The organism is Staphylococcus sp. HMSC14C01 (assembly GCF_001808085.1).
GTDB classification, from domain to species: Bacteria; Bacillota; Bacilli; order Staphylococcales; family Staphylococcaceae; genus Staphylococcus; species Staphylococcus hominis.
In genome coordinates, this window is the sequence record NZ_KV792037.1 from 187,350 (window position 1) to 201,920 (window position 14,571).

The following is a 14,571-nucleotide window of genomic DNA, read 5'->3' on the forward strand; positions in this document are numbered from 1 at the left end:
GCTATACCAATAAGACTTGGATTCACACAAGAAGGTATATTGAGAAGTGATGAACGTGTACAAGGGAAATTCTCAAATAGTTATGTGTATAGTTTGCTTAGAGAAGAATATGATGATTAATTCTATTGTAAATACACATTCAAATTTATCTTCAAGACGATTTTATAATTATTTTTTAAGTAATCAATAAACGTATGATATCCACTTATAGATTCATTCCGAACATAATAGAGAATAGAATCATCTCTTTCTATTTTAAGCTTATTGTTTAGTAAACCTATATATAATAAATTAAAAAAACCACTTTCAATTTACGCTCCAGAATAAATTGAAAGTGGTTAAAATTTTTATGTTAGATTAAGAGTAATACAAGCATAGGATAACACAATAAAACCTATTGTAAAGATAGAGTCAATTATAGGTTATAAATTATAATATTACAATATTTAAGTTTTAAAGTGATAATTTAATGAAGTTTTAGCTAATATGTGGACAATTATATTTAATAGATTAATAATGGAAGTGTAGAGAGAAATCAATTTTTTAAGCAACTTAATCTTTCTTTTGATTCTTATTTTTCGTATTGTAATGGTAAATACGCTAATATGTATTTTCTATATCATATATTTGTGAGCGTAATTTACTGAAGAGTTATTAAATGATGCAGTATAAATATTTATTATGGAGGGAAAGCTCTATGGCAAAAATTATTTATCAATCTCCAGGAAGATATGTACAAGGAAAAGGAGTTATCGAATCTATCGCAGATGAAACACAACGTTTAGGTTCACATGCATTAATAATCTCAGATGAAGTTGTTTGGAATATAACTAAAGATCAAATTGATCAAAGTTTTTCAAATAATTCAGAAGTTAATTATGATTACGAAACATTTAAAGGCGAATCTTCAGAAAATGAAATTAATCGTATCGTTGATGAAGCTAAGACAAAAGGCATAGATGTAGTCATTGGTTTAGGTGGTGGAAAGGCACTTGATACAGGTAAAGCAGTAGCCAATGCTTTAAATGCAAGTGTTATCGATTTCGCTTCTACTGCATCAATGGATGCACCTACGGCAGCCGTATCTGTTATTTATGATGATAATGGCGTATTTAGTGGTTATGAATTTTACCCTAAGAATCCTGATACAGTAATGGTGGATTCACAAATTGTTGCGCAAGCGCCTGTACGTTTATTTGCTTCAGGGATGAGTGATGGATTAGCTACTTTAGTTGAGGTAGAATCTACGTTACGTAGACAAGGAAAAAATATGTTTAGTGGAAAACCATCATTAGCTAGCTTAGCGATTGCGCAGAAATGTGAAGAAGTAATTTTTGAATATGGACATAGTGCATATGAAGCAATTAAAAATCATATTGTATCTCCACAAGTTGAAGCAGTGATTGAAGCGAACACATTACTTTCAGGTTTAGGATTTGAAAATGGAGGACTTGCAGCTGCTCATGCAATTCATAATGGTTTTACAGCACTTGAAGGCGATATTCATCATTTAACGCATGGTGAAAAAGTGGCCTATGGTATTTTAGTCCAATTAGTATTGGAAAATGCGCCAACAGAAAAATTTGTAAAATATCAACAATTTTTAAGTAGTATCCATATGCCAACGACTTTAGAAGAACTCCACATTGCCGATAAAAGTTATGAAGATTTGGTTCGCGTAGGTAAGCGTGCTTTAGAACCAAATGATACTTTTGCAAATTTAAGTGATAAGTTAAATGCAGATGACATTGCAGACGCTATTTTAACAGTAAGTGAATTATCTAAAAGTACGTTGAATTCCAAAGGTTAATTTTCGTAAAGAAGATAACTAAGAATAGATAAGTAATTAGAAGGATAAAGATAAAACTTATGTCTTTATCCTTTTTTGAAAGAGTATTTTTATATTTACTAATATGAAAATTCCAAGTTTAAATAAAGAAAATGATGTTGATATTTAATCTTAGATAAACTTACTTTGAATATGCCAAAAGGAGTCGCTTTTTGATGAAAAAATTAATTAAAGAAAAAAATAATATTTTAACAGACATGTTAGAGGGTCTCGCTTTAACGAATGATAATATTGAAATTATTTCAGAAACAGTTGTTGTTAAAAAAAATAAAAAAAATTCAGGAGTTGCCTTGGTATCAGGCGGTGGTAGTGGTCATGAACCAGCACATGCGGGTTATGTAGCTAATGGTATGCTTGATGCGGCAGTATGTGGTGAAGTTTTTACATCTCCGACTCCAGATAAAATTTTAGATGCTATTAAAGCAGTCGATACAGGCGACGGTGTATTATTAATCGTTAAAAATTATGCTGGAGACGTTATGAACTTTGAGATGGCTCAAGAAATGGCACAAATGGAAGATATTAAAGTTGAACGTGTCATTGTGAATGATGATATTGCTGTTTCAGATGTAGAAAAACGTCGTGGCGTGGCTGGTACGGGATTCGTTCATAAATATGCAGGTTATTTAGCGGACCAAGGCCTATCTTTAAAAGATATTAAAAACAAAATTGAAGCGTTTATTCCTAAAATTAAAAGTATTGGGATGGCGCTTACTTCACCAATGGTGCCAACAACTGGGAAATATAGTTTCGATATTGATGATAATGAAATGGAAATAGGTATCGGCATTCATGGTGAAAAAGGGTTACACCGTGAAGCGATTCAATCGGTTGATGTTATTATTGAGCGTTTACTAGATGAGTTGTTAAAAGAAGTGAAAGATCAATCATTAATTGTTATGGTAAATGGTATGGGAGGCACGCCTTTATCTGAATTAAGTATTGTGGCGAAGTATTTAAATCAACAATTCCAAGAACATGACATAGCTGCTAAACAATGGTTTGTTGGTGATTATATGACATCACTTGATATGCAAGGTTTCTCCATTACAGTGGTTCCTTATAGTGAAGAAATAGAAAAAGGTCTTTTAGCTCCAACAACAAGTCGTTATTTTTAAATAAAAATAGAGATAATGAGGTGACTTTTCAATGAATGTACAAGACATGAAAACAAGACTACTTAGTTTAGTTGAAACTTTTAAAGAAAAAGAAAGTGAATTAACTGATTTAGATCGTGCCATTGGTGATGGCGACCATGGAGTGAATATGGTCAGAGGATTTGAAGCGTTAGAACAAGGTCTGGATGACACAGATATGAAGTCATTATTTAAATCAACAGGAATGACATTAATGTCTAAAGTGGGCGGTGCCTCAGGTCCTTTATACGGTTTTAGCTTTGTTAAAATGGCAAATGTCGTTAAAGATGATATTGACAAAGAAAATTTAAAAGAGATGATTGCTGCTTTTTCAGAAGCCGTTAAACAACGTGGAAAAGTAGAATTAAATGAAAAAACGATGTATGACGTAATTGAACGTACAAGAGAAGCATTAGATAATGATGAAAACATTGATTTTAACACATTACAATCATATGCTGATGAAACTAAAAACATGATAGCTACGAAAGGACGAGCATCATATTTTAAAGAAGATTCAAAAGGTTATATCGATCCAGGTGCTCAAAGTAGTGTTTACATTTTAAATGCGATGATAGGAGGAGAGGTAGAATGACTTCAATAGTAATTGTGAGTCACAGTTATAAAATTGCTGAAGGTGTCAAAGATTTAAATTTACAAATGACAGATAATGACGTCAATATTATTGATGTTGGTGGCTTAGATGATAAAGGGATTGGCACATCTTTCGATCGTATTCTTTCAGTCATAAATGAATTAGATGATGATGCAATATGTTTTTATGATATAGGGTCTGCTGGGATGAACCTTGATATGGCAATCGAAATGTATGAAGGCTCTCATCGTATTGAAAAAATGGAGGCGCCCGTCGTAGAAGGTAGTTTTATCGCGAGTGTGGCACTTAAATCGAATATGACGATGGATGAAACTATCGCAGAAGTCAAAGAACAATTAAAAAATGATTAAGTGAATATATTATGAGGTCAAAGATGTGTAGAGGTCTTTGTCCTCTTTTTTTATTAATTTAAACTGCAGTGATTGAATGTCAATGTTCATAGTGGTTTTATATAATAAATAAATTATCTTTCAAGTTTTTTGAAATACACATTATAAATGAAAACTAAAATAAAAATTACTATAATATAGCAATAGAAAGGATTAAAAAGATGGCTAGAAAATATAATGCGATTAAATACGTCATTAAGAAAAATAATGACGATCTTGAATTATATGGATTAAGATTGTATGAGTTTAATATAAAGGATGGAAAAGCTATAAATATTAGCCAACCGATTTTTGTGAATAGAGATATTTTAATTGATAAAATACAAGATGGTGAAGCATTTACTCGTGCCTTTAGAGTAAGTCAAAATGATTATTATGCAGGCCAATCGATTGCTCTATCGGTTAATAAGCATGGATATATTAATAATAATTTTGAGGTTTCGCGAGATGTGATTAGAAACGTTGAAGAAAGTATCTTAGATTATAAATAAAGTCATCAGTTATAGAAAAGCGTTAAATTAAAAAGGAAGTATAGTACTCCCTTTTTAATTTAATATATAAGTGACTTATTTTTTTAATAAAATTTTAATTCCTCTGATAATGTTGAGGATATATAATATTAAAGCAATTAAAAAGAACACAATAGCAATGATTAAAGCAATAACAAATATTAATAATTGATGATCGAATGGTTTATCAAAGACCTCTTTTGAAAAAATAAATGCCGCTCTACCTATAAAAAAACTGATCCACGTTATAACATGGTTCCCTAATGCTTTTTTACCATGCTCAGACGTTGGCTCTTCCGCAAGTATCCATACCAATAAAGGTAAAATGATAGGTGCAAAAAAGATACTTAAATAACTCAATGCTGATAAAACATAACTATTGTCATTTTTATGCATTTTACTATTTGTATTTTCCACTTTTTTCACCTTCTTTCTCTTTACTTATTATAAAAACATCAATAATAAAATATTACAACAATTAATAGATAAACTTACAACACTGTAAGTATTGAGAAAAGAAAAATATCGTTTGTATACTTTTTCTAAATAAATAACTAATAAGTTTGTATTTAGGATTTTATATAACTAAAAGTATCAATTGTGTATTTATAAATATTAAAATTAATAAAATATTATATTTGAAAATTACTTGTTTGCTATATAAAGTTTTGATAGCATTAAATAAGTAAGCGTTTTCACTAATTTTATAGGGAGGTGCATAAAATGAATAATTCCTCAATAAAACAATTTATTGAAGCGGGTAATTTAACAATTGGTATTGAATTTGGTTCAACTAGAATTAAAACGGTAGCAATTGATGACAACTGTAAAACATTAGCTACAGGAACGTTTGGATGGGAAAATACATATCAAGACGGATATTGGACATATTCTATGAACGATGCATGGATAGGTCTACAAAAAAGTTATAGTGAAATGACTAAAGTTATAAAAGAACAGTATGGGACTACAGTGAAAAAAATTAAATCATTAGGCATTAGTGGGATGATGCATGGTTATTTAGTATTTGATCAACAAGAAGATTTGCTCGTTCCATTTCGAACTTGGCGTAATAACAATGCTAATCAGGCGGCTAAGATTTTAAGAGAATCATTTCAAGTAAATATTCCAGAAAGATGGAGCATAGCTCAATTATATCAATCAGCTATAAATAATGAGTCTCATGTTGCTAAAGTAGATTACATGACAACACTTGCTGGTTATATTCATTGGTACTTAACAGATGAAAAAGTATTAGGTATAGGCGATGCCTCAGGCATGTTTCCCGTTGATGTAGAAACTAAAGAGTATCGACAAGATATTGCTAAAACATTTAATCAGCTTTTTTCTGAAATGGGATATCATCAAGATATTTTAGAAGTATTACCAAAAGTTGTGGTAGCAGGTGAAAATGCAGGTTATTTAACAGAAACAGGAGCAAAACTTATTGATCCAAATGGTCAATTAGAAGCAGGCTGTCCTATGTGTGCTCCAGAAGCTGATGCTGCAACTGGAATGGTAGCTACAAATAGCGTAGCACCAAAGACTGGTAATATATCTGCAGGAACAAGTATCTTTTCAATGATTGTATTAGACAAATCTTTAAAAAATATTTATCCAGAAGTGGATATTGTCACAACACCAGATGGCTATGAAGTAGCCATGATACATGCGAATAATTGCACATCTGATATTAATGCATGGGTTGATTTATTTGGAGAAGTATTAGAAGTAATGGGTGTCAAATATGAAAAAAGTGAACTTTTTACAAAATTATTCGAAAACGCTTTAAATGGTGATGATAAACTTGGGAAATTACTTTCATATGGATATATATCTGGAGAATTTATTACAGAGGTTCAACAGGGTTACCCTATGTTAGTACGATCGATAGATAGTTCATTCAATTTAGCTAATGTAATGAAGACTCATATATATAGTGCATTTAGTACATTAAAAATTGGTATTGATTTATTAAAAGAAAATGAAGATATTGAAATTCATTCAATATATGGGCACGGAGGTATATTCAAAACCAAAAAAGTTGCTCAAACATTTTTAGCAGCAGCAATGCAAAGTCCTGTTAGTGTTATGCAAACAGCTGGTGAAGGTGGAGCATGGGGGATTGCTGTTTTAGCTAGGTATCTTATAGCAGAAAACGATGTAAATTTATCTAGTTATCTTAATGAAATTGCTTTTAAAGATACTGAGTCCATCAAAATTGAACCAAATGAAAAAGAAATAGAAAGCTTTAATCGTTATATTGAACGTTTTAAAAAAGGTCTTCCTATAGAACGTCTTGCTAATGAACAACTTTAAAGAAATCACAAATAAGCAAAGGGAGAAAGTGGAATTATTGTGACTAATGATTTAACTAAACAAAATCGTCAGCTTTTAGGATTACCTAGAGTATTAATTGGGGTTATGTAGCGGTAGCTATATTTATGACAGGTGATAGATTTGAACAAGCGTTTTTGTCTAAGTATATTATCGATCTTGGATATAGTGATTCACAAGCAGGTAGAGTGATAGCTATATATGGATTAATAGTAGCACTGGCTTCATGGATGTCTGGAGTACTAGCAGAAGTATTTAGTCCACGTCGACTGATGACTTTAGCATTTATAATATGGATTATTTTTCATGTTGGATTTTTAACTTTAGGTTTAGCTCAACAAAATTAAGCAATGATGATAATTATGTATGGTATTCGTGGATTCACACAAGAGGGTATATTGAGAAGTGATGAACGTGTAGAAGGGAAATCCTCAGATAGTTATGTGTATAGTGTGTTGAGAGAAGAATATGAAAATGAATATAAATAACAACACATCCTGATACTTCGTCTTGCTCAAGTACTTTAGTATCAGGATGTTATATATTATATAGGAAAGTGATAAATTTGATCGCTCATTATCAACATATCACTTATATTTAAGATGGTTTGATAGCAAATGCACGGACAGGGAAACCTGGCGCATCTTTCGGTTTGGGACTAATTGCATAAATGACTGCGCCACGCGTAGGCAATTGGTCTAGGTTTGTTAAGAGTTCAAGTTGGAAGGTATCTTGTCCAAGTATATAACGTTCTCCAACAATATCGCCATTTTTAGCTGTATCTACTGATGCATCTGTATCGAATGTTTCATGACCAATCGATTTTACACCGCGTTCTTCAATTAAGAATTTTAAAGCATCTAGTCCCCAACCTGGTAAATGTTGGTTACCATCAGCATCTCTATTTTCGAATTGTTCAATATCTGGCCAACGTTTTGACCAATCTGTACGTAAAGCAACAAAGGTACCTTCTTCAATGCGCCCATTCTCCGCTTCCCACTGTTCTAAATGTTGGCGTGTCACGATAAAGTCATCATTATTTTTTACTTCTTTTGAATAATCTAACACGATAAGTGGTAAGACTAATTCTTTTAAATCAAGATCCTCAAGATAACGTTTATTCTCTACAAAATGTATCGGTGCGTCAATGTGTGTGCCGTATTGTGTAACGATATTCCAACGTTGTACATAAAAGCCATGTTCTTTGACTGTAAATAATGTGGATACTTGGCCTTTTTCAAATTCACTAAATCGTGGAATGTCTGGATCGAAAGTATGGGTTAAATCTACCCACTCTGCTGTTTTTAATTGTTGTAATTGGTCCCACAATGGATAATTTGTCATATGTTTCACCTCGAAAGTCTAATATAAGAATAAAAGAGGGAGAAAACTCAATTTCTCCCTCACATGTTTATCTGTATCTTATGCGACAGGTTTATTTTTTTCTTCACGTTTTTTACGAACAGTATTTACAAGTACTGTTAAGGCATCTTTCACTTCGTCTTCTTTACGTGTTTTTAGACCACAGTCAGGGTTAACCCAGAATAAAGAACGGTCGATTTGTTGTAAAGAACGATCAATTGCTGTTGCAATTTCTTCTTCAGTAGGAATACGTGGACTATGAATATCATATACACCTAATCCAATACCTAAATCATAGTTAATATCTTCAAAGTCTTTGATTAAATCACCATGGCTACGTGATGTTTCAATTGAAATAACATCTGCATCTAAGTCATGAATTGCATGAATGATTTGACCAAATTGAGAATAACACATATGCGTATGAATTTGTGTTTCATCTTGGACTGAAGATGTTGCAAGTTTAAATGAATTTACCGCATCAGCAAGGTATTGTTCATGGTATTCAGAACGTAATGGTAAACCTTCACGTAATGCTGGTTCATCTACTTGAATGACGCTAATACCTGCTTCTTCAAGTGCTAATACTTCTTCGTCAATAGCTAAGGCAATTTGATCTTGAACGACTTTACGAGGAACATCTACACGTTCGAATGACCAGTTTAAGATAGTGACTGGACCAGTTAACATACCTTTAACAGGTTTATCAGTTAAGCTTTGTGCATAAACAGTTTCTTTAACTGTTAAAGGTGCAGTCCATTTTACATCTCCATAAATGACTGGTGGTTTTACAGCACGTGAACCATAAGATTGAACCCATCCAAATTTTGTGACTAAGAAACCTTGAAGTTTTTCACCGAAGAATTCAACCATGTCATTACGTTCGAATTCACCGTGTACAAGTACATCTAAGCCAATCTCTTCTTGGATTTTAATCCAACGTGCGATTTCATTTTCTAAGAAGTTGTTATATTCTTCGTCTGAAATTCGATTATTTTTCCAGTCTGCACGGTATTTACGTACTTCTCTTGTTTGAGGGAATGAGCCGATCGTTGTTGTTGGTAAATCTGGTAAATGTAAACGAGCGTCTTGTGCTTTTTTACGGTCTTTAAAATCAGATTTACGACTGGTTGGTACGCTATCAAAATCATATTCAAGGTTTTTGAATGATTGACTTTGGAATCGTTCATAGCGTGCTTTTAACTCATCATATTTTTTATTATCATTATTATTAAATAATCGACGTAATGCATCTAACTCATCTAATTTTTCAGTAGCAAAGCTTAAGCCTTCTTCAATTGATGTATCTAATGTTTCATCATCTAATGATACCGGAACGTGTAATAATGAAGAGGAAGGTTGAATTACAATTGCTTTAGTATAAGGTTGTAAAGTTTCGATTAATTCTTTTTTCGCTTCAATATCTGCAGCCCAAACATTACGACCGTCAATAATACCAGCATATAATGTTTTAGATTTATCGAAATCTCCTGCTTTAATTTGTTCTAAGTTATAACCCTGATCATGAACAAAATCTAAACCAAGACCAGCCACTGGTAAACGGCTTAAGAATTTTACATTAACACGTTCAAAATAGGTTTGTATGACTAATTTTTCTCCTAAACCAGCATCAGCAAAGTAGTCATAAGCCTCTTTAGTAATATTTTCATAATTTTCACTTTCATCTGTTACAAGAACAGGTTCATCGACTTGAATGTATTCAGCACCTGCATCTACTAAAGATTGTAATACTTCTTTATATAGTGGAAGTAATGTTTGAACTTTTTCTTCAAAAGATTGATTACCACCTTTAGAAAGTTTCACAAAAGTGATTGGACCAACAATGACAGGATGTGCATTTACATTAATTGATTTAGCATAGTTAAAACGGTCTAATAATACATTGCGATTCACCTTAGGTTCAACATTATCCCATTCAGGAACAATATAGTGATAGTTTGTGTTAAACCATTTAATTAATGCACTTGCAACATGTTCTTTATTACCACGTGCAATATCAAACAATAAATCATCATCTACTATACGTCCTTGGAAACGTTCAGGAATAATGTTGAAAAGTAATGATGTATCAAGAATATGGTCATATAATGAGAAATCACCAACAGGTACACTGTCTAAATTATAATTCTTTTGAAGTAATAAATTTTCTTTATGTAAGTCTGTTAATGTTTGATCTAATTCAGTTTTATCGATTTTTTTAGCCCAATAGCTTTCGATTGCTTTTTTCCATTCTCTTTTTCTACCTAATCTTGGGAATCCTAAGTTTGAAGTTTTAATTGTTGTCATGATATTGCCTCCTTGTTTTGGGTAATTGCTTTAGAATATGCTGCGAGCTCTAATGAATAATCAATACGTTGGAAAGGTGTAATGAGATATAAACCATTAAAGTATTCATGTACCGTATCGATTAATTCTTTAGACAGTCTCAAACTTAATTCTTTTGTTTTTTCTTTATCATCTTTTACTGCTTTAAATTGATTTAATACATCTTCTGACATTTTAATTCCAGGCACTTCGTTATGTAAGAAAAGTGCGTTATTGTAGCTTGCAATAGGCATGATACCGATAAAAAGTGGGGTATCAAGATGTTTAGTTGCTTCATATACCTCTTTGATTTTTTCTTTACTATATACAGGTTGGGTAATAAAGTAACTCATACCTGCCGCTACTTTTTTCTCAAGACGTTTAACTGCTCCGTCTAATTTACGAACGTTTGGATCGAACGCTCCGGCGATGTTAAAGTTGGTATGTTTCTTCAGCGCATCACCATCAACATTAATACCTTGATTAAATCGTAGTGCAAGTTCTGTTAGGCCTTTTGAGTTAACATCATACACATTTGTTGCGCCTGGTAGATGACCTACTTTTGAAGGGTCTCCTGTAATAGCTAAAATTTCACTCACACCGATGAGTGAAAGGCCAAGTAGATGAGATTGTAAACCAATTAGATTCCGATCTCGACATGTGATATGAACAAGAGGTTCAATCTCGTATCGTTGTTTGATTAAACTTGCAGCAGCAATGTTGCTGACTCTTACAGTAGCGAGAGAGTTATCTGCGAGTGTTACTGCATCAATATTTGCTTCATCTAGCTTACCTATATTCTCAAAGAACAATTCTGTATCGAGATGTTTTGGAGTGTCTAATTCAACAATCACAGTAGGTCTTTGTTTTACTTTTGATGTTAAATTTTGTTTTAATGTACGTTTTGCATTTGTATTAATTGTTCGATGAATTGGAATAACTTTTTTAGTTTTAATTGGTTTTAAATGTTTTACAGATTCTTTAATGTAAGAGATATGTTCCGGTGTAGTACCACAACAACCACCAATTAAACGAACGCCTTCGTTAATTAATTCTTGTGCAACATCACCAAAATATTTAGCATTGTTACTATATTTAAATTCACTATTTTCAATATCGAGTAGACTCGCATTAGGATAACATGAGAGATAGGCATGTTCTGGTAGTTCGATATGTGAAAATGAGCGTTGCATGTGATGTGGGCCATGGTGACAATTTAAGCCCACCACATTTGCGCCACATTCAATGAGATGTTTTAACGCCTCGTTAATTTCTGTACCGTCAACGAGATAATTCGTATTGGAAGCGGTCAGTTGTGCGATAATTGGAATATCGTACTTTTGACGTGTCGCTGTTATCACACTCGTTAATTCATCTAAATCGTAGTAGGTTTCAAATAGTAAACCATCTACACCTTCTTCAATTAAAGTATCAATTTGATTGTCTGTATGATATTGAATAGTAGAAAGCGATAAGTCTTCTTGTTTTATTCCTCTGAAGCCACCCACCGTTCCTAAGATAAATGTCTCTTTATTGGCTGCGCGTTTTGCAATTTGTACAGCGGCTTTATGAATTTCTTTTACTTTATGCTCTAAGCCAAATACTTTTAATTTTTCAAAGTTAGCGCCATACGTATTTGTCTGAATGACATCAGCTCCTGCTTCTATATATGAACGATGAATACGTTCAACTTTATTGGGATGTGTAAGATTATATGCTTCAGGACAAGTATCTAGGCCCTCGGAATAGAGGATTGTTCCCATTGCGCCATCAGCTACTAAAACGTTGTTCTTCAAATGGTTCAATAATCGACTCATTAAATGCCTCCTTCAATGCGTAGTCAATATCAGCTATGAGTTCTTCAGGTTGTTCAAGACCTACGCTTAGACGGAATAGACCAAATGTAATGCCACGTTCGTTTCTCACTTCTTCTGGAACAGCTGCATGAGACATTGTGGCTGGATGTGAGAGAATCGTTTCTACTCCTCCTAAACTTACAGATACAAGTGGTAAAGTTAGCGCATCTACAAATGCTTGAGCTTTTGTTTCATCTTTTAGACGAAAGCCAATGACTGCACCGCCACTTTTAGCTTGTGATAAATGTAAATTACTATTTCCCGGATAATACACTTCAGCAACTTCATCTCTTTGACTTAGAAAGTCTACAAGCTTTTCAGCATTCGATGTAGATTGTCTAAAACGAACAGGTAATGTTTTTAAATGTTTGGCTAAAGTCCAACTATCATGTGCAGATAGGGAAGTTCCTGTTCCATTTTGGAGTAGGTAAAGTGCTTCAGCGACGTCTTTGCGATTTGTAATAGCAGCGCCAGCAATAATATCACTATGTCCACCTAAGAATTTTGTTGCAGAATGAACCACTATATCAGCACCAAGTGCAAGTGGAGATTGACCTAATGGAGTCATAAATGTATTATCTACTGCTAAAAGTAGATCATGCTTTTTAGCGATATGAGCAACTGCTTTAATATTAGTGATTTTAAAGCATGGGTTCGATGGTGTTTCTATATAAATTAATTTTGTATTAGGTTGAATGGCTTGTTCAATTTCTTCAGGATGAGTCGCATTTACCGTCGTAAATTTAATATTAAAACGATTTAAAATACGTTCAGTTAGTCTAAATGTTCCGCCATACACATCATCTGGTAAAATGACATGATCTTCAGCTTGTAATGTGAGTAATACGGCTGATATTGCTGCAATACCTGAAGCATAAGCAAATCCATATTGGCCGCCTTCAAGTTTAGCTAATTTTTCTTCTAATAATTGACGATTAGGATTACCACTTCTGGCATAATCAAATTTTGCGTTATCACCAAGTACTTTTTGATGGAAAGTTGAAGAATCATATAATGGTGGGTTTGCTGAATCGTAATCTACACCTCTATGTTCATCAAATATCACTTCTGTTTCTTTAGATAAGCTCATGAAATCACTCCTACTTTAGAATTTTCTAATGCTTGAATAATATCTGCTTCAACATCCTTATAATCTTCAATACCAATGGATAAGCGAATTAAATGTTCATCAATACCGCGTTTGTCTTTTTCATCATCTGGCATGTCGACGTGTGTTTGTGTATATGGGAAAGTAATAAAGGTTTCAGTTCCTCCTAAACTTTCTGCAAAAATACAAATTTCTAAATTTTCTAAAAATTTAGCTACGCTATAAGCCTTATTAAGACGTAAACTTAGCATACCTGTTTTTCCACTATAGAGTACTTCATCAATAGAATCGGATGTTTCACAACGTTTTGCGAGACGACGTGCATTGTCTTGAGATCGTTCTATTCTGAGATGTAGTGTTTTCAAACCTCTTTGAAGTAAGTAACAATCAAGTGGAGACAATGTGGCGCCAATCATATTGTGAAATTGACCTAATTGTTCAGCAAGTGTGTCATCTTTAACTGTCACTACACCTGCAAGTACATCATTATGACCACCTATATACTTTGTAGCTGAGTGTAAAACAATGTCAGCACCTTGTTCTAAAGGTGTTGATAAGTATGGAGTTAAAAACGTGTTGTCGATAATGGTTAATAGATGATGTTTTTTACTTAGAACATAATATGGTTCTACATCAATTTGAATCATTTGAGGATTCGAAATTGGTTCGATAAAGAGTGCTTTCGTGTGTTTATTTATACTATTTTCGACTTCTTCATAATTTAAAAAATCAACGTATTTAAAATGAATTCCATATTGTTGTTCATAATAATCAAATAATCTAAATGTTCCTCCATATAAATCAAAAGCTACTAAAATTTCATCACCAGGTTTAAATAAGTTACAAATAAGTTGAACTGCTGCCATACCACTTGAAGTTGCAAATGAAGCTGTACCACCTTCTAATTTGGCAAATGCTTCTTCAAATGAAGAGCGCGTTGGATTTTTCGTTCGTGTGTAATCATATCCTGTAGACTGACCTAGGTGAGGATGTTGATATGCCGTCGATAAGTAAATTGGATTAGCAATTGCGCCAGTCAAATCCTTTGTTAATGAAATTTGTGCTAATTGAGTATCTTTCATTT

The 14,571-nt window shown here is 32.9% G+C and carries 13 protein-coding genes and 2 pseudogenes; 9 read left to right on the forward strand and 6 right to left on the reverse strand.

Annotated elements, in window-relative coordinates:
* The 6 genes from HMPREF3131_RS11545 to HMPREF3131_RS06835 form a co-directional block, all read left to right on the forward strand.
* Positions 1-120 (forward strand): GNAT family N-acetyltransferase (locus HMPREF3131_RS11545; protein WP_141751511.1); only part of this gene is annotated, 120 nt, incomplete at its 5' end.
* Positions 121-697: 577 nt separating this feature from the next.
* Positions 698-1,810 carry a glycerol dehydrogenase gene (locus tag HMPREF3131_RS06815; RefSeq protein WP_070436574.1) on the forward strand — a complete coding sequence of 371 codons (1,113 nt, stop codon included), beginning with the start codon at positions 698-700 and terminating at the stop codon, positions 1,808-1,810.
* A 194-nt stretch (positions 1,811-2,004) separates the two neighbouring features.
* The gene (gene dhaK / locus HMPREF3131_RS06820; RefSeq protein WP_070436575.1) at positions 2,005-2,967 is read left to right on the forward strand and encodes a dihydroxyacetone kinase subunit DhaK; all 963 of its coding nucleotides are present in this window, start codon (positions 2,005-2,007) and stop codon (positions 2,965-2,967) included.
* Positions 2,968-2,998: 31 nt separating this feature from the next.
* On the forward strand, positions 2,999-3,580 hold the full coding sequence (dhaL, locus tag HMPREF3131_RS06825; RefSeq protein ID WP_017175658.1) for a dihydroxyacetone kinase subunit DhaL: 582 nt from the start codon (positions 2,999-3,001) through the stop codon (positions 3,578-3,580).
* On the forward strand, positions 3,577-3,951 hold the full coding sequence (gene dhaM / locus HMPREF3131_RS06830; RefSeq protein WP_017175659.1) for a dihydroxyacetone kinase phosphoryl donor subunit DhaM: 375 nt from the start codon (positions 3,577-3,579) through the stop codon (positions 3,949-3,951). The genes dhaL and dhaM overlap by 4 nt, the downstream gene beginning before the upstream one ends.
* Positions 3,952-4,151: 200 nt before the next feature.
* A complete protein-coding gene (locus tag HMPREF3131_RS06835) occupies positions 4,152-4,481 on the forward strand; it encodes a hypothetical protein (protein WP_017175660.1) in 330 nt (109 codons plus the stop codon).
* Positions 4,482-4,556: 75 nt separating this feature from the next.
* Here the strand turns inward: HMPREF3131_RS06835 and HMPREF3131_RS06840 are convergent, their stop codons facing one another.
* Positions 4,557-4,916: a magnetosome magnetite crystal formation protein family gene (locus HMPREF3131_RS06840; RefSeq protein WP_029376801.1), complete on the reverse strand. Its 360-nt coding sequence runs from the start codon at positions 4,914-4,916 to the stop codon at positions 4,557-4,559.
* A 306-nt stretch (positions 4,917-5,222) separates the two neighbouring features.
* Between HMPREF3131_RS06840 and HMPREF3131_RS06845 the strand changes: the two genes are divergently transcribed.
* The 3 genes and pseudogenes from HMPREF3131_RS06845 to HMPREF3131_RS11405 form a co-directional block, all read left to right on the forward strand.
* Positions 5,223-6,818 carry a xylulokinase gene (locus HMPREF3131_RS06845; RefSeq protein WP_017175662.1) on the forward strand — a complete coding sequence of 532 codons (1,596 nt, stop codon included), beginning with the start codon at positions 5,223-5,225 and terminating at the stop codon, positions 6,816-6,818.
* Positions 6,819-6,857: 39 nt separating this feature from the next.
* Positions 6,858-7,180, forward strand: a pseudogene (locus HMPREF3131_RS06850) (MFS transporter); the annotation flags it as partial.
* A 33-nt stretch (positions 7,181-7,213) separates the two neighbouring features.
* Positions 7,214-7,324: pseudogene (locus tag HMPREF3131_RS11405) on the forward strand (RimJ/RimL family protein N-acetyltransferase); the annotation flags it as partial.
* Between the two features lie 109 nt (positions 7,325-7,433).
* Here the strand turns inward: HMPREF3131_RS11405 and HMPREF3131_RS06855 are convergent.
* The 5 genes from HMPREF3131_RS06855 to HMPREF3131_RS06875 all read right to left on the reverse strand — a co-directional run bounded on the left by HMPREF3131_RS06855 (position 7,434) and on the right by HMPREF3131_RS06875 (position 14,569).
* Positions 7,434-8,180 carry a cyclase family protein gene (locus HMPREF3131_RS06855; protein WP_017175665.1) on the reverse strand — a complete coding sequence of 249 codons (747 nt, stop codon included), beginning with the start codon at positions 8,178-8,180 and terminating at the stop codon, positions 7,434-7,436.
* Between the two features lie 78 nt (positions 8,181-8,258).
* Entirely contained in the window at positions 8,259-10,505 is a 2,247-nt protein-coding gene (gene metE, locus HMPREF3131_RS06860) for a 5-methyltetrahydropteroyltriglutamate--homocysteine S-methyltransferase (protein WP_070436576.1), read from the reverse strand.
* Entirely contained in the window at positions 10,502-12,340 is a 1,839-nt protein-coding gene (locus tag HMPREF3131_RS06865; protein WP_002454538.1) for a bifunctional homocysteine S-methyltransferase/methylenetetrahydrofolate reductase, read from the reverse strand. Before HMPREF3131_RS06865 ends, metE begins: the two co-directional genes overlap by 4 nt.
* On the reverse strand, positions 12,294-13,469 hold the full coding sequence (gene metC / locus HMPREF3131_RS06870) for a cystathionine beta-lyase MetC (RefSeq protein WP_070436577.1): 1,176 nt from the start codon (positions 13,467-13,469) through the stop codon (positions 12,294-12,296). Before metC ends, HMPREF3131_RS06865 begins: the two co-directional genes overlap by 47 nt.
* A complete protein-coding gene (locus tag HMPREF3131_RS06875; protein WP_017175668.1) occupies positions 13,466-14,569 on the reverse strand; it encodes a PLP-dependent transferase in 1,104 nt (367 codons plus the stop codon). The genes metC and HMPREF3131_RS06875 overlap by 4 nt, the downstream gene beginning before the upstream one ends.
* Between the last annotated feature and the right edge of the window lie 2 nt (positions 14,570-14,571).

Bases quoted from the DNA above. Each gene is read 5' to 3' on its own strand.
- dhaM (WP_017175659.1), top strand. From the start codon at position 3,577: ATGACTTCAATAGTAATTGTGAGTCACAGTTATAAAATTGCTGAAGGT.
- metE (WP_070436576.1), bottom strand. From the start codon at position 10,505: ATGACAACAATTAAAACTTCAAACTTAGGATTCCCAAGATTAGGTAGA.
- HMPREF3131_RS06865 (WP_002454538.1), bottom strand. From the start codon at position 12,340: ATGAGTCGATTATTGAACCATTTGAAGAACAACGTTTTAGTAGCTGAT.
- dhaK (WP_070436575.1), top strand. From the start codon at position 2,005: ATGAAAAAATTAATTAAAGAAAAAAATAATATTTTAACAGACATGTTA.
- dhaL (WP_017175658.1), top strand. From the start codon at position 2,999: ATGAATGTACAAGACATGAAAACAAGACTACTTAGTTTAGTTGAAACT.
- metC (WP_070436577.1), bottom strand. From the start codon at position 13,469: ATGAGCTTATCTAAAGAAACAGAAGTGATATTTGATGAACATAGAGGT.
- HMPREF3131_RS06835 (WP_017175660.1), top strand. From the start codon at position 4,152: ATGGCTAGAAAATATAATGCGATTAAATACGTCATTAAGAAAAATAAT.
- HMPREF3131_RS06845 (WP_017175662.1), top strand. From the start codon at position 5,223: ATGAATAATTCCTCAATAAAACAATTTATTGAAGCGGGTAATTTAACA.
- HMPREF3131_RS06855 (WP_017175665.1), bottom strand. From the start codon at position 8,180: ATGACAAATTATCCATTGTGGGACCAATTACAACAATTAAAAACAGCA.
- HMPREF3131_RS06875 (WP_017175668.1), bottom strand. From the start codon at position 14,569: ATGAAAGATACTCAATTAGCACAAATTTCATTAACAAAGGATTTGACT.
- HMPREF3131_RS06815 (WP_070436574.1), top strand. From the start codon at position 698: ATGGCAAAAATTATTTATCAATCTCCAGGAAGATATGTACAAGGAAAA.